Here is a 20,182-nt window from a genome sequence, read left to right on the forward strand (position 1 = left end):
TATTAAGGATAACAAATGAAAAAATGGCTATTTTTAGCGCTGACAGCAGCGCTATCTGTTTCTGTTCAAGCGGCTGACTTAACGGAAGGTAAACAGTATGTTGTGGTAGAAGGGCAACAACAGAGCGCACAACCGGAAGTATTAGAGTTTTTCTCTTTTTATTGCCCGCATTGCTATCACTTTGAAACACAATTTCACATTCCACAAAAAATTAGTGAGAGCCTGCCGGAAGGCACGCCATTCAAGCAATATCACGTGGATTTTTTAGGTCGCCAATCTGAAAATCTCACGCGTGCTTGGGCATTGGCCATTGCCATCAAAGCGGAAGAAAAAGTCAAACTGCCATTATTCAAAGCAGCACAAGCCAATACCTTAAGTTCGATGAACGACATTCGCCAAATCTTTATTGATAACGGCATCTCTGCCGAACAATTTGACGGCGGCATCAACAGCTTTGCGGTCAACGGTTTAGTCACCAAACAACAACGTTTAGCCGAAAAATACCAAGTGCGTGGCGTGCCGGATTTCTATGTAAACGGTAAATATCGTGTGAACATGGAAGGCTTGGCACATGATGAAAACACTTTTGTGACCGAATACGTCGAAACCGTAAAAGGTTTATTGCAAAAATAAACAAAAATTGGTTTAATGCCTGCCGATTTTTATTTTCGATACCTATTTTAGAGGATTATATGGCTGAGAGTTTTAGCGTAACCCGTCGTTTTTTTGACGACAAAAACTACCCGCGCGGCTTTGCCCGTCACGGTGATTACACCATCAAAGAAGCACAAGCTTTAGAACAATACGGACAAGCTTTCCGCGCATTAGATTCAGGCGAACGTAAGCCGGTAACCAAAGAAGAAAAAAGCTTTGTTGCATTCTGTCGCGGTGAACGTGCAGCGGAAACTTTCTTCGAGAAAACGTGGAATAAATATCGCAGCCGTATTTCCACCAACAAACGCCTTTACACCTTATCCGGCGTGGTTGGCGTGGATAATCTGGACGACTACTCGGCAGATTAATCACTTAAATAACAATCAGAAGGCTTGGGATTCCGAGCCTTTTGTTTTTACGACCGCCAATTCCATGAATGCTATGCTTAATTTACCCGTTGATCGTTACGCCGAATTGCTCGCAGAAAAGCAGCAAAAACTGACCGCACTTTTATCGCCATTTGACGCGCCTGATTTGCAGGTGTTCGCCTCGCCTACACAACATTTCCGGATGCGGGCAGAATTTCGCATTTGGCACGAAGGCAACGATTTCTACCACATTATGTTTGACCAACAGAACAAACAACGTTATCGGGTGGATAATTTTCCTATCGCCAGCGAACTGATTAATCGCATGATGACGGCATTATTGCCGTTGTTAAAACAGCAAAAAGTCTTACACCACAGATTGTTCCAAATCGATTATTTAAGCACGCAAAGTCAACAGATTATCGTCAGTTTGTTGTATCACAAAACTTTGGATGAAGAATGGCAAACTGCGGCGCAAACCTTGCGTTCACAACTCCAACAGCAAGGTTTTAACGTGCAAATTGTCGGACGTGCCAGCAAACAAAAAATTTGTCTGGAACAGGATTATGTAGATGAAATCTTAAACGTTCACGGTAAAGACTACATTTATCGCCAAGTGGAAAACAGCTTCACACAACCAAATGCAGCAGTAAACAGCAAAATGTTGGCATGGGCGGTAGATTGCACCCGCAATAGCCACGGGGATTTATTGGAGCTTTATTGCGGCAACGGCAACTTTTCCATTGCATTAGCACAAAATTTCCGCAAAGTGCTGGCCACAGAAATCGCCAAACCGTCCGTGGCTGCGGCACAATTTAATATTGCCGCCAACGAGGTAGAGAATTTACAGATTATTCGCATGTCTGCCGAAGAATTTACCCAAGCCATGCAAGGCGTGCGCGAATTTAATCGCTTAAAAGGCATTGATTTGAAAGCCTATGAATGCAACACCATTTTCGTCGATCCGCCACGTGCCGGCTTAGATGCGGAGACCGTTAAACTGGTGCAACAATATGAGCGCATTTTGTATGTTTCCTGCAACCCGCATACGTTGTGCGACAACCTGCAAACGCTCAACCAAACCCATCGTATTGAAAAAGCCGCCTTGTTCGACCAGTTTCCTTACACGGAACACATGGAAGCGGGCGTTTGGTTGGTGATAAAGGGATAAACATGAATATCCAACTCCTCTGTGAAACCAAAACACCGCAAAAACCCACAGCACTTTTTGCCGAAGCCGGCTTAACACATGATCCCAACAGCCCGTTGGCGTTAGTATGGACAGAAGCGGAAGGCATGGAACGCCTGGAATTACGCAAATTAGACGAGCCAAAATTAGGCGCGGTATTTGTGGATTTTGTCGGCGGCATCATGGCACATCGCCGCAAATTTGGCGGCGGGCGTGGCGAAGCGGTGGCAAAAGCGGTTGGCATTAAACAAGATAATTTGCCGACAGTCATTGACGCCACGGCAGGCTTAGGGCGTGATGCCTTTGTATTAGCGGCGCTCGGTTGCCAAGTGAAACTGGTTGAACGCCACCCGGTTGTTCGTTTGTTATTACAAGATGGCTTGCAACGTGCTTATGCCGACGAAGAAATCGGTCCGTGGATGCAACAAAATATGCAACTGTTGCCTTATCAACACATCAATCAACTGCATCCTGAAACGGATTTCTCTGACGTGGTGTATCTCGACCCGATGTACCCACACAAAGCCAAAAGCGCCTTGGTGAAAAAAGAAATGCGCGTGTTTCAACATTTGGTCGGTGCCGATTTAGATGCGGACGAACTGCTTACGCCAGCACTTCAATTGGCTCGTCAGCGCGTTGTGGTGAAACGCCCTGACTATGCCGATTTTCTCGCGCAAAAAGCACCGCACTTTTCACGCGAAACCAAAAATCACCGCTTTGATGTGTATGTGAAGCACGACTAAGTCGTTCTATTCCACAAAATAATGAGGAATAAAATGGCTGTCGTTGCCGGTGACAGCGGTGAAGTCCTCACGCAAGCCCATGCCGCATGCCACATCGCCCACCACCCAAGAACCGATGACCGGATACATCCCGTCAAAATTCGGTAACTCAAATTTCTGCTGATAAATGTAGCCGGCATTGGCATAGAAATTTGAATGCTCACTGCCTTTGGCGGCAAACTCCAAGCCGTTATTTTTTTCATAATAAAACACGTTGGCACCTTCACGGCCTAATAACGGTTTTTTCACCCAAATAGATTTACGATCCGTAATGTCGTGTCGATTGAAATAGGTTGGCAATAAATACGGATGGTTCGGGTGTTTTTGCCACAGTTTAGCGAGCAGGGCTTTATTGCTCAGTAACAATTTCCATGCCGGTTCAAAAAATTGTGTGGTGCTGTTTAGCATATGTGGTGCATATTCAGTAGTCGTCATCCATTCTAACGGATACAATTTGAACAGCGCTTCAATGGGTTGATTGTTGAGATCGACAAATTGTTGCGTGTCGTTATCGTAGCCGATGTCTTCAATGGTCAAGCGGTGAATATGCCAACCGGCGTTATAGGCTACATCCGCAAGATAATCTAAATTGCCCCAATCTTCCCGTCCAGCATCCGCCATCGCAGCAAAATGGAAACCTGTTTTGCCACTTTGCTGTTGCAACACGGAAAAACGGGTAATCAATTCTTCATGAATCCAGTTAAATTGATCACGATTCGGTAAACCTTCCACCTGCTCCAACCACTGCCATTGCACCACCGCGGCTTCCAATAAAGAGGTCGGCGTATCGGCGTTATATTCAAACATTTTGAGATTGTCGCCGTCATAACCGAAATCAAAACGGCCATATAAGTGCGGTGCGTTTTCACGCCAAGATTGTTCGATCAGACTTTTTTGTAAATCGGTAAAGCGATAGTGCTCATAATCGCCTTGTTTCACTTCATTGGCAACGAAATCCATGCACATGGCATGCAATTCGTTAGTGGCATCTTCAATTTTGTCGATTTCTGCCAACGTAAATTCGTAGGCAACATTGTCTGACCAATAATGCGAGCCATCGGTAGAAGGCAGATTGTAATAATCAAAGCCCACCTCAAGCAGCTGTTGCACCATGTCGGGACGGGTTGGAATACCGGTGATACGCTTCATGATTAACCACCGCCACTTTTACTGGTGTTATTGCTACTAAACCCACCGCGTGAAATCGGTTTGCTGTTTGCGCTGCCGGCGCCGCCTTTAACCAACACCGGTTTCCCCACAGAATGGTTGCCTTGCGGTCGAATAATTTGCCCGGTTGGTGTCGAAACGGCGCGATTATTGGGATTGTAACTCGGGCCTAGAAAACCACTCATGGCTTTAGCGATCATATAACCTGCCGCCGCACCGGCAATGGCGCTGCCGATAGAAGGGCCTTCATCACCACTGGCGGTGGTGGTTGGCGTGGCACTATTGTCGCCGACAACCGCGTTATTTTCACTGCTCGCCATGTTGCCACTGTTGTTTGCCACATGACTACCAGCCACAGGGCTCGTATTTGTGCTTTGAGATTTATCCTGTTCGCATAATTCCGGTCTAATCCAGTCAGCAACGCAATCATCTAAGCTGTTGTATACATCACGTTGCACTTCATCTTCCGAGCAACCACCTAACAGCGCTACTACGGATAATGTCACTAAAATTTGATTTTTCTTTTTCATCATAAACGTTACTAGAAAGTGTTTACTTTCCCCTTTTCATCGTATCTAAAAGACGTTTTCTGTCGTATCAAAACATTGAGTTTGAATGGCACTATCATAGCACAGAGTTACTGCAGCAATGAGTGCGAAGGAAAATTAGCTACATTGAAAATTCAGTTGGGAAGTTCAAACGGAACGTTTCCCAACATTTGCAGCAGTAAACGCAGAATAAAAAACACAGAAAAAACAGACCGCACTTTCAGTCATAGCCCAAAGTGCGGTCTGTTTTAAAAACGTTTTTTAGAAAAATACGGCGAATCTTTTGGATTCGCCGTCACTATTATTCCATTTCAAAAGTTTCACTACGTTGTCGTTGAGGCAACACGAGAGATAAGCCGATACCAACCAGAGCCGGAGTAAGCCAAGAAAGTGAGTACTCAGCAAACGGCAGATGGTGAAGGAAATCCGTTAACCACGCTAATTGATAGTGATCCGCAATGACCCCAGAAAGAGAAATTGCCGTCACCAATGCAATGGTAAGTTGCATACCAATTTTGGATAACGCAACGAATTTATTTACAATAATCAGCAACACAATGGCAATCGTGATCGGATAGAGCACCAACAACACCGGAATGGAATATTGGATGATTGCGCCTAAACCCAAGTTCGCAATCCCAAACCCAATCAAGGTAAACAGCGTAGCGTAGGTTTTGTAACCCAACTGTGGGAAACGCTCACGGAAAAACTCAGATACCGCAACAATCAACCCCGCCGTCGTCGTAAAGCAAGTCATGGTCACCATCACGGCCAAGAAAATTTGCGCGTTAGTCCCGAAAATCGCTTGTGTCGCTTGAGAAAGAATGTACACGCCTTTGTTCGTGTCAGATGCCATCACATCGGCAGGCACAGGGAAATGGTTACCCAAATACGCCAAACCGATATACAGCAAGCTAAAGCCCAATGCCACCACAAGGCTCACCAGCCACACTGTAGAAATGTATTCCTGTTTGTTTCGGAAACCGAGCTGCTTCAAGGTTTGTACCGCCACCACGCTAAATGCCACGGAAGCCAAGGCATCCAGGGTGTTATACCCTTCAATAAATCCGGTACCAAAGGCAGAGGTCGCATAGTCGCCAAGGGCAGAAGACGGCGTCGTATCACCGTATTGGAAAAAGCCTAATGTGACTAACAATACGATAAGTAGGGCAAAAATAGGGGTCAAAATACGGCCGATGCTGTCGAGAATTTTGGACGGATTTAACGCAATCAAATAGGCTGCAATAAAATAAATCACCGTAAAAATAACCAAACCGGTGGCGCTAAACGATGCCGGCAGCATAGGCGCTACACCCACTTCGTAGGCCACCGTTGCCGTACGCGGAATCGCAAAGAACGGCCCGATGGAAAGGTAAAGCGCGACTAAATATAAGGTTGCAAACCAAGGGGCAATTTTTATCGAAATTTCATACACATAACCTTTCGGGTTAAGCGCACCAATCACCAAGGTGAGAATGGCGATGCCCACCCCGGACAACACAAATCCACTAATCGCTTGCCAAAAATTCTCTCCGGACAAGGCGCCTAGGCTTGGCGGAAAAATCAAATTTCCTGCGCCGAAAAACATTCCAAATAACAGTAAACCTGTCAACGTTGCTTTTTTGATCATAATTTTATTCTTCTCTGTAATTAGGGTGGCGGGAGTATAACACCCTAAATAAGACCGTCAAATTTTGTACGAAAAGAGAGCTGTAATCGGGACAAAATAGCCATTTAATGCTGTTTTTTTAGACATTAATATTCAAAAGTGTGATCGGCTTCCCTGTTTTCAAATTTGATTTTTGTACACTAAAGATGTGTCGAAGGATCGACAAACTCTCTACTAGGGATTTCGGTGACAGCCTAAAGCAATGGGTTGCCAATGTTTTAATAGCGGTGCATGAGAAGATGAATGTCTCTCATGCAATGGGTCACATCCCGAGGGTAAAGTGCGGTTAGAAATGTCAACATTTTTAACCGCACTTTTTTTATCCAATGCCATAAAAAAGAGCAACACAGTCTAGCCATGTTGCTCTTTGAAGCATGAAATCAATTTAACTTATTTCTTCTTCGTTCTTTCCCAACCTTGTACGTGTTTTTGCGGCACGCGGGTAGTCACCAGTTCATCTTGTTTCACATTGCGGCGAATGGTAGAACCCGCACCAATCGTTGCACCGCTTTCAATCGTCACCGGCGCAATGAGTTGGCTGTCAGACCCCACAAAAACATTATCACCAATAGTGGTTTTAAATTTATTGGCACCATCGTAGTTACAGGTAATCACGCCTGCGCCGATATTACAATTTTGACCAATTTCCGCATCGCCCACATAGGTTAAGTGGTTCACTTTGGAGCCTTTGCCGATTTGTGCTTTTTTAATTTCCACAAAGTTGCCGACATGGGTATTTTCCGCCAATTCTGCGCCCGGGCGTAAGCGAGAGAAAGGACCGATAGCCGCATTGGTGCCCACAGTGGCATCTTCCAATACGGAATACGGTTTGATTTCCACATCATCGCCGATATCACAGTTCGTCAGCACACAGCCAGCACCGATTTTCACCCGATTTCCCAACCGCACTTTGCCGTTTAAAATCACGTTCATGTCAATTTCCACGTCTTTGCCATGTTCAAGCTCGCCTCGCAGTTTGAAACTGGCCGGATCGAGCAACATGACGCCGGCAAGTAATAACTCACCGGCTTGTTTTTGTTGGAAATATTGCTCAAGCGCAGAAAGTTGCAAACGATTGTTGGCCCCTTCCACTTCCATTAAATCAGCTGCTTGCACTGCCGCCACTTGGCAGCCGTCGCGATTCGCCAAGGCAATTACATCGGTCATGTAATATTCGCCTTGGGCGTTATTGTTGTCCAATTGCGTCAGCCATTTTTTGAAAGACGCGCCGTCAGACACCATCACACCGGTGTTCACTTCCTGAATGTTAAGCTGTTCGGCATTTGCATCTTTTTGTTCTACGATACCGACGACATTGCCGTTTTCACGCAAAATACGACCATAACCGGTTGGGTTATCCAACACCACGGTCAGCAACGCAATGCCTTTCTCTGGTTTCGCAGCAATGAGTTTTTCCAACGTGCCTTTGGTAATCAACGGGGCGTCACCATAGAGCATGACAATATTTTCATCATCAGCAAAAAATGGAGCGGCCTGTTGCATCGCATGGCCTGTGCCGAGCTGTTCTGTTTGCAAAACCCAATTCACCGGTTCAGCCGCCAAACGCTGTTGCATTAAATCGCCACCGTGTCCGTAAACCAAATGAATATTGCGCGCGCCAAGTTGTTTCGCCGTATCAATAACGTGTTTTACCATCGGTTTGCCCGCAATCGGATGTAATACTTTGGGTAAATCGGAATACATGCGGGTGCCTTTGCCGGCCGCCAAAATGACGACGCTGAGTGCTTGAGTTGTCATAAAAATGTCTCTTTTGTTCGCTAAAAATTGCGCGCTAGTATATCATTCTTGCCATTTCGAGTTAAGTTAAGGATAAGCCGCCATGCAACAAGAATATTATCTCGGCATCATGTCCGGCACCAGTTTGGACGGCGTGGACATTGCGCTAATGGCATTTGGCGAAAAACCACAATTTATTGCGGCACAATTCACGCCAATGCCCGCAGAATTACGCCAAGATTTATTGCAATTAATTTCCCAAGGCAGTTCTACATTACAGCAACTGGGCGAATTGGATCAGCGCTTAGCCTTGCTATACGCTGATGCGGTCAACCATTTTCTCACGAGCCATCAACTGCAACCACAGCAAATTCGCGCCATCGGTTGCCACGGACAAACTGTTTGGCATGCGCCACAAGGCAATTTTCCGTTCACTATGCAATTAGGCGACATGAATCTCCTTGCTGCCCGCACCGGCATTGATGTGGTCGGGGATTTCCGTCGTAAAGATATGGCATTTGGTGGACAAGGCGCCCCGTTAGTGCCCGCGTTTCATCAAGCGTGGTTTTATGATGAGAATTGGGCAACGGTGGTACTGAACATCGGTGGCATCAGCAATATTTCCGTCCTCTTTCCTCATCAACCGATTATTGGCTACGACACCGGCACAGGCAATGCACTGATGGATGGTTGGATCGAACGCCATCTCGGAAAATCTTATGACGCTGACGGGCAATGGGCACGTAGCGGCAACGTGCAAGCAGAATTATTGACGGAAATGTTGAAAGAGCCTTATTTCCAACAGCCACCACCGAAAAGCACCGGGCGCGAATTGTTCAATCTGGCATGGCTTGAAAAAACATTAGAAAAAACCACCGCACTTTTAGGTGAGATACCACCACAAGACATACAGGCGACCTTATTGGAATTTACCGCACAAAGCATTGCACTCGCATTAAATCAACTTGAAACGCCATTACCCCGCCGTTTATTGGTCTGTGGCGGCGGTGCAAAAAATGGCTTATTGATGACGCGATTACAAGCGCTATTACCACAATGGCAATACCTCCCGGCCAATGATGAAGGATTGGATGTGGATTATGTAGAAGCTGCCGCCTTTGCTTGGCTTGCCTATCGCCGCATACTCAACCAACCGTCTAATTTGCCAAGTGTGACCGGTGCCCAACGTGCGGTCAGTTTAGGCGCAATTTTTCCTGCGGAGACACAGGCATGAGCGAACAGAATTTATTAAACAGTCTTGAAAAAATGTTAAGCGAACAACGCAACCCGAACACCTTGCACATTGATGCTTTGTCGCCGTTAGAGGTTGTCACGCTGTTAAATCATGAAGACAAACAAGTGGCTTTCGCCGTGGAGAAAAATCTGCCACAAATCGCACAGGCAGTCGAACATATCGTGGCGGCATTTCAGGCTGGCGGTCGTTTGGTTTACATGGGTGCCGGCACCAGTGGCCGTCTTGGTGTGCTAGATGCGTCCGAATGTCCGCCAACGTTTGGCGTACCATCAAGCATGGTGGTGGGATTAATTGCCGGTGGGGAACCCGCCTTACGCAACGCCGTGGAAGGGGCGGAGGATAATCACGAAGCAGGCGAGCAGGATTTACGTCATATTCATTTTAGTCGCAAAGATGTGTTAGTCGGGATTGCAGCCAGTGGTCGCACGCCTTATGTGATCGGCGGATTGCAGTATGCCAAACAGCTCGGCGCCACCACGGTTTCTTTGGTCAGCAACCCAAACGCTATCATGAGCGAGATCGCAGACATTGCCATCACCACTGCGGTCGGTCCTGAAGCGCTCGCCGGTTCCAGCCGTTTAAAATCCGGCACAGCGCAAAAAATGGTGCTGAATATGCTCACCACTGCCGCCATGATTCGTCTCGGCAAGTGCTATCAAAACCTGATGGTGGATGTACAAGCCACTAACCAAAAACTCAAAGCACGCGCCATTCGCATCGTCATGCAAGCGACTGATTGTGACCAAACCACCGCCGAACAAACCTTACACACCACCAATGGCAATGCAAAATTGGCGATTATGATGCTGTTGAGCGGATTAGATAAAGCGCAAGCAGAAGCTGTTTTGGAGCAAAACAAAGGGCGATTACAGGACGCCCTGGCAGCGTAAAAACGCCGAGAAAAATAACCGCACTTTTAATGGCGTTCGACAATAAAAAAACGTGAGCTTATGGCTCACGTTTTTTATTTATCTCATACGGTTAATATAAGCTGAACGCTTGTAGATAAGGCAATTTGCCGCGTCTCATCATATTCTCGATACCGCTTTGATGATCATTGCCGAAACCACGCAATTCAAAGGTAACACCAATGGCATTATCATAAAAAATATCATCGTTTCTTTGATTTTGACGGTTTGTGACATAACGTCTTGCTCCCACACCAATACTCCAACAACACGTGTTATATTGCAGACCAAGGTATTGTTCTACCGGTTTTTGCAAAGAAAGATCTTGGTAATAACGCCCAACGATTGCCCAGTTATCCGTTAATTCCCAACCAAATTGAATCCCTAACTGATTAATGTCTTGGTTATAACCTTGAGCATTAGACGTTAAGTTCTGATCGATATATTCTCGACTCACATAACGATAATTTAACTGAATAACATTATGGCTCGTTGGGTTAAATTCGATACCGGTATTTGCCAAAGAAATTTGTTCTAACTGTTGGTCGTATTGAAAACTCGCACGCCAGTGCCATTGTTCGTCAATTTTCCAGTTGGACTCAACCGCCCATGAAGAAGATAAACCGGAGGTTTTATTACGCGGATCATCGTCAATGCGTGAAGATTCCAAATAATAGGTTTGTCCGGCAGCCACATTGAAACGTTCTTCTTTGTTTTCATCAAAGAAGCGCATCGTGCCCCCAACCGTCACTTGGTTAGCGGAAGCAATACGGTCTAAACCGCTGTAACGACGGTCGCGGAACAAAGAGAAATAATCTTGTTGCAATAATGAAGAATCGTATCCAAAGCCAAGGTACTCTGAATTTCGTTTCGAGCCGATATTGCTTTGGTTCTTATAAGGACGATACAAATATTGCACACGCGGCTCAAGGGTTTGTGTGTAGCCCTCTAAGAAACTCTTGTTGCTCGCCAACACAGTTTGGAAATCCGCTTTAAATTGTGGAATTACACGAGTAACGCTACGTTCAACATCCTCTGCATCCGCTCCCTTACCCGGCTTTTGTTGGTAATGGGTCGCATATAATTTGGTTTCAAAATTTGCGCTCCCATAACGATTCGACAACGTACTATTTAAACTTGGCTCAAGGTGGAAACGCCACGCTTTTGGCATGCTTGCGCTGTCATTATCAAAGCGTACCGCTTGAGAAAAGAGTTTAAAATCGACTTTATCGTCAAATAAACCGTTTTGGTAATAATTGAAGTCAATTTGCGGTAACGCCCGATAAGGCCCAACATCTACTTCATCAAAAATTTGGAATTGTTTGGCGGAAAGGGCGATATTGTAGTTCGGTTGATAATAGGCTAAACGCGCGATTTGATTTGTATAGCCGTCGGTGCTGCTACCATAGTTGGAATCAATATCGGTAAAATAACGTTTGTCACTCACTTTGGTGTAATCAATGTCTAAGCGCCAATCCTGTGCAAACGCCGCATTGTGTTTCCAATGGAATAAATGACGTTTACGGTTGTCGCTGACATAATCACTTAAGCGGTCATCATTCAAATATTCACCGGCAATTTGCCCTTCACCCAAGGCACTAAGATAACGAAATTCACCGTTAACTTGCCAACCACGGCGAGACATATATTTTGGCGCAATCGTGGCATCAAAATTCGGCGCAATATTCCAATACACCGGCTGGGCATAGAAATAACCGTCACGACTGGAATGTCCCACAACCGGCACAAGTAAACCGGAACGACGGCGATCGCCAATTGGTAACTGTAAATACGGTGTATAAAATACCGGCACGCCATGTACACGTAAACGGGCATGCCACATTTCCGCATACTCTTCTTTGACATGTTGGCGCATTTCATTGGCGTAAATAGACCAAGAATTATCGTCCGGCAAACAAGAGGTAAAGGTGGCATTTTTCATCACGCGATAGTCATCACGTAATTCCACACTTTCTGCGGCGCCACGGCCTTGGCGATCCACTAATTGATAATTGGCATTTTGAATATCCGTATCTTTGTTGTTTAAATGCACTTTCGCATCATCACCCAAAAGATTAATTTGGTTGTCCCGGTAATCAAAACCGCCACGCGCAAACGCATAACGTTGTACCTTATCGCCTTCACCTGTCTGTTGAATCTCCACTTCCGCAGATTGCAAATGGCGAACGCCTTGCTTGATATCTACGTTGCCTTTATAAACACCGCCGTTAGATTGGTTGATTTCCGCACTGTCCGCCTCGATGTAAATCGGCAAATCATTTGGATTTTCGGACACCGCCTCACCGCTAAAGTGCGGTACGCCGGATAAACATTGTTTTGCTAAATCGGCGGCACTTGTTGCGCTATAAAGTGCGGTCAAAATTGACAGTGAAATTAAGGTATAAGCATTTTTCTTCATTGGACAACCATTTTTCTAGCCAAATAATGGCGTGATTATACGGGAAAATAAGGGGGATCGCACTGTTTAATCCGGCGATTTACAGTGGCATTGATTCCAGTGATCATTCACCAATCCCATGGATTGCATAAAGGCATAGCAGGTGGTTGGACCGACAAACACAAAACCGCGTTTTTTTAAGGAGTTCGACATCTCAATAGACGTCGGCGTTTGTGCCGGTACCACCGAAAGCTCGGGGACATCATTCATTTGCGGCTGATAGTTCACAAAAGACCAAATAAAATCACTGAAATTCTCACCGCACTTTTTCATGGCAAGAAACGCCTGCGCATTTTTAACAATGGCTTCTAGCTTTGCTCGGTAACGAATCAATCCCGGATTTTGCATACATTGATCAATGTCTTCAGCCGTCATTTGGGCAACTTTTTCCGGATCAAATTGAAAAAAAGCGTTTCGATAATTTTCTCGCTTTTTCAAAATCGTAATCCAAGACAACCCCGCTTGCTGCCCTTCCAAACATAGCTTTTCAAATAATTTCTGCTCATCAAATTGCGGCTTGCCCCATTCGTTATCGTGATAATCTCGATAAATTGGCAACTCCTCCGACCAAGCACAACGTTTTATCATACCTCCTCCCTTTATTTCTTTTGCCTCATATTACCTCTCAAAAAAGGCCTAATCATTCTTTTAAAGGCATAAAACCTGACTAGAATAAAAATTCTGAAAGAAACGACTGGTCATTCATTTCATTGATTTGAATTATAAGAAAAAACCACCTCATACAGAGGTGGTTTTTTGTTTAAAGTGCGGTATGAAATTAAAGAATTTCTTTCGCTTTAGCGACCACGTTATCCACCGTGAAACCAAAGAGTTTGAACAATTGGTCTGCCGGTGCGGATTCACCGAAGCTGTTCATACCAACGATACGACCGTTGAAACCGACGTATTTGTACCAGAAGTCGGCAATGCCTGCTTCAACAGCAACGCGTTTAGTCACTGCGCTTGGCAATACGGCTTCGCGATAAGCTTCATCTTGTTTGTCGAACACGTTCGTGCTTGGCATTGAAACCACACGGATTTTTTTGCCTTCTGCGGTTAATTGTTCTGCAGCTTTCACTGCCAATTCCACTTCAGAACCGGTCGCAATAAAAATCAGATCCGGCGTGCCGGCGCAGTCTTTTAATACATAAGCACCGCGCGCTACGTTAGCTAATTGCTCAGAAGTGCGGTCCATTTGTGCTAAGTTTTGACGGGTGAAAACTAATGCGCTTGGGCCATCGGTTCTTTCAATCGCCGCTTTCCAAGCAATGGCAGATTCTACTTGGTCGCAAGGGCGCCATGTGTTCAAGTTCGGGATTAAACGCAATGCAGAGGTTTGTTCAACCGGTTGGTGGGTTGGACCGTCTTCACCTAAACCGATGGAATCATGGGTGAACACGAACAAGCTGCGTTGTTTCATTAGTGCTGCCATACGAATCGCGTTGTGAGCGTATTCCATGAACATGAGGAACGTTGCGCCATAAGGGATGAAACCTCCATGAAGCGCGATACCGTTCATGATTGCCGCCATACCGAACTCGCGTACGCCGTAGTTGAGGTAGTTGCCATCTACGTTTTGAGTCGCACGAATTGGTTTAGAGCCGGACCAAAGGGTGAGGTTGGAGCTTGCCAAGTCGGCAGAACCACCAAGTAATTCCGGTAACACTTTGGCATAAGCTTCAATAGCATTTTGTGATGCTTTGCGGCTTGCAATGCTTGCCGGGTTCGCTTGTAAATGGTCAATGAACGCTTGAGATTCTTTTGCCCAATCTGCCGGAAGGTTTTTCTCCATGCGACGGGTAAATTCAGCAGCTAATTCCGGATAGGCTTTTGCATAAGCAGCAAATTTTTCATGCCATGCTTTTTCTAGCTCTGCGCCTTTCGCTTTTGCATCCCATTGTGCATAAATATCAGCCGGGATCTCAAACGGTGCGTAATCCCAGTTTAGTGCTTTACGGGTTAATGCGATTTCTTCATCACCTAATGGCGCACCGTGGCAATCGTGAGAGTTGGATTTATTCGGAGAACCGAAACCAATAATGGTTTTACAAATAATTAAGGTCGGTTTATTGGTTTCCGCTTGCGCTTGTTTGATCGCCTCAATGATTTGTGCCGGGTTGTGACCATCCACTGCCGGAATTACTTGCCAGCCGTAAGCTTCAAAGCGTTTTTGTGTATCATCGGTAAACCAACCGTCAACATGACCATCGATAGAAATGTTATTGTCATCGTAGAAGGCAATTAATTTACCTAAGCCCAAGGTACCTGCTAAAGAACAAGCCTCGTGGGAAATCCCTTCCATTAAACAGCCATCGCCCAAGAAAACATAGGTGTGGTGATCCACGATGTTATGACCTTCACGGTTAAATTGACCTGCCAACGTTTTCTCTGCAATCGCCATACCGACTGCGTTGGTGATGCCTTGACCTAGTGGGCCTGTAGTGGTTTCAACGCCCGGTGTGTAACCAAATTCAGGGTGTCCCGGAGTTTTGGAATGTAATTGACGGAATTGTTTTAAATCTTCAATAGATACATCGTAACCGCTTAAATGTAACAAGCTGTAAATCAGCATAGAACCGTGGCCGTTAGATAGCACGAAACGGTCGCGGTTAGCCCATTGTGGGTTGGTTGGGTTGTGATGTAAAAAATCACGCCATAATACTTCTGCGATATCCGCCATGCCCATCGGTGCGCCCGGGTGACCGGATTTGGCTTTTTGCACCGAGTCCATACTTAAAAAACGAATGGCATTGGCGAGTTGTTGACGAGTTGACATTGTGCCTCCTGATTGAGATAAATTGACAAAATAGGGTGTGCTCATAAAAAAGTGCGGTCAGATTTTTCGGCGTTTTTAAACACGGAAAATTTCCACCGCACTTTTGCTTAATACATAACTAATAAACCATTACCATTTAGACAGTAACATCTCTTCTAATTTGCCTTGGTCAACGGCAAATTTACGAATACCCTCGGCCAGTTTTTCCACTGCCATGGCATCGCTGTTATGCTGCCAATAGAATTCCGCTTCAGTTAATGGTTGCGGTTTGGCTTGTACTTCGCCTTGGAAACCCAGTTTTCTCACTACCGCATTTGGGGTTTCATGTAAGGTTTTTAACAACGGCGGAGCGATGGTTAAACGGTCGCAACCGGCTAATTCAATGATTTCGCCTACATTACGGAAACTTGCGCCCATCACTACCGTTTTGTAGCCATATTGTTTGTAGTAATTGTAAATTTTGGTCACAGAAATCACGCCCGGATCTTCTGCCGGTGCGTATTCTTTTTTATCGGTGTTAGCTTTGTACCAGTCTAAAATACGGCCCACAAATGGTGAGATCAAATAAACGCCCGCTTCTGCACAAGCGCGTGCTTGCGCTTCGGAGAACAACAACGTCAGGTTACAATTGATGCCTTCTTTTTCTAAGATTTCCGCAGCACGGATACCTTGCCATGTAGAGGCGATTTTAATCAAAATACGATTTTTATTAATGCCTGCCGCTTCATACAACGCAATCAATTTTCTCGCTTTTGCCACTGTTGCATCGGTGTCATAAGAAAGACGCGCATCCACTTCCGTAGAAACACGGCCCGGCACTAATTTTAAGATTTCCAAACCAATGTTGACCGCCAATTTATCTTCCGCATCAACAAGTTGCTGTGCTTTGTCTTGACTTTGTTGTTTACCATAAGCAATCGCTTCATCAATCAACGCCGCATATTGTGGTAGCGCCGCTGCACTCAGAATCAAAGATGGATTCGTCGTGGCATCTTCAGGTTTATATTGACGAATGGCATCAATGTCACCGGTATCGGCAACAACAACGGTAAGTTCGCGAAGAGAATCTAACTGGTTAGTCATAATGTATTCCTTTATTTGGAGGGTGGAAAAACGAGTTGAATCGTTAAGATAGCTATCTTTGCGCATAGCCAAAAAGTACTAGGAATATACCCCCACTTAGCCCAGAAAGCAACTTTTAAGACGTGTTCTTACGTAATGAAATCAATAGGTTTCACCTTGTAAAATAAATGTTAATTCGGTGGATTTTTATCATTTGATGGCTTAAATAAAAACGACCCGCACTTACATATAAAGTACGGGTCGTTTTTCATGTATTTATTGGCAGAATAGAAATTAATTGGTTTTTAATTGATTCCAATATTTTTCATAAATATCTACCGCTTCGCCCACATCGCTTTGAATGATGCCTTTTTCCACTTCCGCCGCCGGTGGGAATAAAGTTGGATTTTCCGCCATTGCCGGATCCAACAAGGCTTTCACCCCATTGTTTGGCATGGAGTAGCCCAATCGTTCTAACACCACTTTGGCATTTTCAGGACGTAATAGGAAATCGATGAATTTATAGGCATTTTCCACATTTTTTGCGCTTTTTGGAATCGCGTAGTTATCCATCCAGAAAATCGCGCCTTCTTTCGGATACACAAAAGCAATTTTGTCGTTTTCTTTATGCGCCAAATAGCCGGAACCGTTCCAAATCATGCCCAATGACACTTCGCCTTGTACATAAGGTACTTCCGGCGAGTCGGAATTAAACACCGCCACGTTCGGCAGCACTTTCACAAGGCGCTCATAAGCCGCTTTAATTTCTTCTTCGTTAGTCGTATTCGGTGATTTGCCATCTAACAACAACGCAATATGAAACACTTCACGCGCGTCACTAGTCAGCAACACTTTGCCTTTATATTCCGGTTTCCATAAATCCGCCCAGCTGGTGATGGTACTCGGGTCAATGTCTTCCGAATTCACCGCAAGACCGGTCAAACCGTAAACATAAGGCAAGGAATACTCGTTGTTCGGGTCGAAGTCTTTATGCAATAAATTGTCCGGAATTTGTTTGAAATTGCTTAACTTACTGTGATCGAGCTTTTGCAACATGCCGTCTTTTGCCATTTTGTTCACATAATAGCTGGACGGAAACACCAAGTCATAACCGGCGTTATCGGAAATCAGTTTGAGTTTGGCATACATTTCTTCGTTGCTTTCAAAAGTGGAATAAATCACTTCAATACCGGTTTCTTTGGTAAATTCGGCAACGAGGTTGGAAGGGACGTAATCGGTCCAGTTATAAACGTAGAGTCTTTCTTGCGCAAAGGCGGTGGTGGAAAGGAGAGTCAGCGTCAAGCCGAGAGATTTAAGCGTTTTTGCAAACAAATTTTTCAATTTATTGTCCTCCAAAGCTAACAATAGCGAGTGGTTAATTTTCATAAAGGAACTGAGTAAAAACTCGGCGGGCAGTATAACAGATTTTAAACGCTTGTCCCGTGCTTTCGGGCAAACACAATGAATTTTTACCGCATAAAGTGCGGTGAGTTTTCAGGTTGTTTTTATGTAAAACGTTACAAATTCTTACCGCACTTAGACTGACTCAATGACGTAACCAACGGTCAAAATCCATGATGAGTGATCAACCTCCCTTTCCCCTTGCTTATAAGCGTTGTAGAATAAAAATTATCCAATCACAGCAAAGGGATATTGTTATGAAACACCTTCACATTTCTTTCAAATGTACCTTACTTGCTGGCAGCCTTGCTTTACTTACCGCATGCCATTCCATTATTTATCACCCCACCAAAACCATTGAACAAATTGAGCCGGAAAAAGGCTATCGCTTAGAAAATGCCATGCAACAGGCCTTACAAAAAGAAAATTTAGTGATCGTCGCCTTTTCCGGTGGTGGGTCACGTGCCGCCTCCTTAGGTTACGGCGTGTTAGAGCAATTCCAACATGCAACCGTACACCCAACAGAAAAAGGCGATACGTTATTACAAAATATTGACGTGGTGTATGGTGTCTCAGGTGGTTCCGTGCTGGCAGCGTATTTTGCGTTAGAAGGACAAGACATTATTCCGAAATTTAATGAGTCCTTTTTGAAAAAGAATTTCCAGAAAAAAGTCATTAACGAAGTCCTTTCTGTAAGCAACGTCCCTCGCCTTACCTCCCCACAATTCGGACGTAGCGATTTGTTACAGGAGCAGCTCAATCTCGCATTGTATGGTGGGAAAAAATTTGCCGACCTTGAACAACGTAAAGGGCCCTTTGCCGTCATTAATGCCACCGACATGACCGCAGAACAAAAAATTTCCTTTACACAAGATTTCTTCGATTGGCTTTGCTTGGATCTCAATGATGTTGAAATCGCCCGCGCCGTGGCTGCATCCAGTGCCGTGCCGCTAATTTTCTCGCCAATCACACAAAACAATCACGGCGGCACCTGCCATGCGGAAAGCAAAAAAAACTTGCTGATGCTGACACAACCGAAAAATCGTCTGTTGTTGAGTAATTTTGAAGCCATGAAAAAACGTGTTGCACGTTACCAAAACAGCGCGGAAAGACCGTATTTACATCTGGTTGACGGCGGCTTAACAGACAATCTTGGCCTAGCCAGTTTATTGGATGTGTCGAATTTACTCAGCATGCGCAAATTATATGCTGAGCTTAAACACTACAATTTACGCAATATTGTGGTGGTCAACGTCAACGCACAAAACGAGCGCACCAGCCACATTGATAAATCTGCCGACGTACCGGGCATCAAAGAAGTGGTGAACACGGTCATTAATGTACCGATTGATAAAACCACGGAATCTACGGTGAAATACTCACAAAAATTTGCCGAACAATGGAACGCTTATGCTAAGCGTAAAAAAGACGTAAAAATTAGAATTTATTTTGTGAATTTGAGTTTGAAAAATCTACCGGAAGGACAGTTGAAAAATGACGTCCTCAACATCGGTACCTCTTTCTATTTGCCGGAGTCTGACGTGGATAAACTGCGCGAAGCCGCTAAAATTTTATTGCAACAATCAAAAGAATATCGCAAGGCATTGAAAGCGTTGCAATAAACAAAACGCAAAGTGCGGTCAAAAAATACACCCATTTTTGACCGCACTTTATACTTTTATGGATGCCAATAAAAAAGTCATTGGACGATATCGCCGATTTCTTCTAGTATGATGCATCATTTTTAACCTTATAGAAAAAGCATGACCCGAATCAACCTAGTGCCACCTGCCGAATTATGCGATCAACATTTACTCGCCGAACACCGCGAACTCACTCGCATTCCCAATGCCGTCGCCAAAGGCAAATATCATTTAAAAGGACAACCAGCAGAGTACAAACTCGGCGAAGGCCACGTTCGTTTCTTCTTCAACAAAATGGCTTTTTTGAAAAAACGCTACGATCTTCTGCATGCCGAATGCAAAGCGCGCGGCTTTAACGTGCAATACATTTGGAATGAAGAGTTGCCGCAAGATCCCACGTTATGGCAAGATTACGAACCCACAGAAGCAGCCCTCGCGCTCAACCGCGCACGTATTCAAGAACGCATGCCGGCAAAGGCGAGATTTACGCCATATAAAATTCAGGTAGAAAAATAACCGCACTTTTTCGTGTGTTTGTTCAAATATTGACTTCTCCCCCTTGCGT

General features: G+C 44.9%; 17 protein-coding genes. 8 read left to right on the plus strand and 9 right to left on the minus strand.

Features of this window, described 5'->3' with window-relative positions; all coding sequences use genetic code 11:
• Positions 1-15: 15 nt before the first annotated feature.
• From J5A60_RS08455 to J5A60_RS08470, 4 genes are all read left to right on the plus strand, one after another.
• Complete coding sequence (locus tag J5A60_RS08455) at positions 16-633, plus strand: DsbA family protein (RefSeq protein ID WP_048750825.1); 618 nt, start codon at positions 16-18, stop codon at positions 631-633.
• A 59-nt stretch (positions 634-692) separates the two neighbouring features.
• Positions 693-1,022, plus strand: coding sequence for a DUF413 domain-containing protein (locus J5A60_RS08460; protein WP_212510072.1), 330 nt, complete (start codon positions 693-695; stop codon positions 1,020-1,022).
• 73 nt (positions 1,023-1,095) lie between these two features.
• Entirely contained in the window at positions 1,096-2,193 is a 1,098-nt protein-coding gene (gene trmA, locus J5A60_RS08465) for a tRNA (uridine(54)-C5)-methyltransferase TrmA (RefSeq protein WP_371817616.1), read from the plus strand.
• A gap of 2 nt (positions 2,194-2,195) precedes the next feature.
• The gene (locus J5A60_RS08470; RefSeq protein ID WP_212510073.1) at positions 2,196-2,954 is read left to right on the plus strand and encodes a class I SAM-dependent methyltransferase; all 759 of its coding nucleotides are present in this window, start codon (positions 2,196-2,198) and stop codon (positions 2,952-2,954) included.
• 6 nt (positions 2,955-2,960) lie between these two features.
• Here J5A60_RS08470 and J5A60_RS08475 read toward each other — a convergent pair whose 3' ends face one another.
• From J5A60_RS08475 to glmU, 4 genes are all read right to left on the minus strand, one after another.
• Entirely contained in the window at positions 2,961-4,142 is a 1,182-nt protein-coding gene (locus J5A60_RS08475; RefSeq protein ID WP_212510074.1) for a glutathionylspermidine synthase family protein, read from the minus strand.
• A 2-nt stretch (positions 4,143-4,144) separates the two neighbouring features.
• On the minus strand, positions 4,145-4,690 hold the full coding sequence (locus J5A60_RS08480) for a hypothetical protein (RefSeq protein ID WP_212510765.1): 546 nt from the start codon (positions 4,688-4,690) through the stop codon (positions 4,145-4,147).
• A 319-nt stretch (positions 4,691-5,009) separates the two neighbouring features.
• Complete coding sequence (gene brnQ, locus J5A60_RS08485) at positions 5,010-6,338, minus strand: branched-chain amino acid transport system II carrier protein (protein ID WP_212510075.1); 1,329 nt, start codon at positions 6,336-6,338, stop codon at positions 5,010-5,012.
• A gap of 429 nt (positions 6,339-6,767) precedes the next feature.
• Positions 6,768-8,135 (minus strand): bifunctional UDP-N-acetylglucosamine diphosphorylase/glucosamine-1-phosphate N-acetyltransferase GlmU, encoded by a 1,368-nt coding sequence (gene glmU, locus J5A60_RS08490; RefSeq protein WP_212510076.1) that lies wholly within the window; start codon positions 8,133-8,135, stop codon positions 6,768-6,770.
• A gap of 82 nt (positions 8,136-8,217) precedes the next feature.
• On the opposite strand from glmU, the gene J5A60_RS08495 reads away from it, so the two are divergent.
• Positions 8,218-9,348: an anhydro-N-acetylmuramic acid kinase gene (locus J5A60_RS08495; protein WP_212510077.1), complete on the plus strand. Its 1,131-nt coding sequence runs from the start codon at positions 8,218-8,220 to the stop codon at positions 9,346-9,348.
• Complete coding sequence (gene murQ / locus J5A60_RS08500; RefSeq protein ID WP_212510078.1) at positions 9,345-10,259, plus strand: N-acetylmuramic acid 6-phosphate etherase; 915 nt, start codon at positions 9,345-9,347, stop codon at positions 10,257-10,259. The genes J5A60_RS08495 and murQ overlap by 4 nt, the downstream gene beginning before the upstream one ends.
• A gap of 91 nt (positions 10,260-10,350) precedes the next feature.
• On the opposite strand, the gene lptD is transcribed toward murQ, so the two are convergent.
• From lptD to J5A60_RS08525, 5 genes are all read right to left on the minus strand, one after another.
• Complete coding sequence (lptD, locus tag J5A60_RS08505; protein ID WP_212510079.1) at positions 10,351-12,696, minus strand: LPS assembly protein LptD; 2,346 nt, start codon at positions 12,694-12,696, stop codon at positions 10,351-10,353.
• 66 nt (positions 12,697-12,762) lie between these two features.
• A complete protein-coding gene (locus tag J5A60_RS08510; RefSeq protein WP_212510080.1) occupies positions 12,763-13,323 on the minus strand; it encodes a DNA-3-methyladenine glycosylase I in 561 nt (186 codons plus the stop codon).
• Between the two features lie 190 nt (positions 13,324-13,513).
• A complete protein-coding gene (gene tkt, locus J5A60_RS08515; RefSeq protein WP_212510081.1) occupies positions 13,514-15,511 on the minus strand; it encodes a transketolase in 1,998 nt (665 codons plus the stop codon).
• A 129-nt stretch (positions 15,512-15,640) separates the two neighbouring features.
• Positions 15,641-16,594, minus strand: a complete 954-nt coding sequence (gene tal, locus J5A60_RS08520; protein WP_111306001.1) for a transaldolase — start codon at positions 16,592-16,594, stop codon at positions 15,641-15,643.
• A gap of 273 nt (positions 16,595-16,867) precedes the next feature.
• A complete protein-coding gene (locus J5A60_RS08525) occupies positions 16,868-17,914 on the minus strand; it encodes an extracellular solute-binding protein (protein ID WP_212510082.1) in 1,047 nt (348 codons plus the stop codon).
• Between the two features lie 317 nt (positions 17,915-18,231).
• Between J5A60_RS08525 and J5A60_RS08530 the strand changes: the two genes are divergently transcribed.
• Both J5A60_RS08530 and J5A60_RS08535 read left to right on the plus strand, forming a co-directional pair.
• Positions 18,232-19,596 carry a patatin-like phospholipase family protein gene (locus J5A60_RS08530; RefSeq protein WP_212510083.1) on the plus strand — a complete coding sequence of 455 codons (1,365 nt, stop codon included), beginning with the start codon at positions 18,232-18,234 and terminating at the stop codon, positions 19,594-19,596.
• Between the two features lie 141 nt (positions 19,597-19,737).
• A complete protein-coding gene (locus J5A60_RS08535; protein WP_212510084.1) occupies positions 19,738-20,133 on the plus strand; it encodes a pyrimidine dimer DNA glycosylase/endonuclease V in 396 nt (131 codons plus the stop codon).
• Positions 20,134-20,182: the final 49 nt, after the last annotated feature.

The sequence above is a fragment of the Aggregatibacter sp. oral taxon 513 genome (assembly GCF_018128305.1).
Lineage (GTDB): Bacteria > Pseudomonadota > Gammaproteobacteria > Enterobacterales > Pasteurellaceae > Aggregatibacter > Aggregatibacter segnis_A.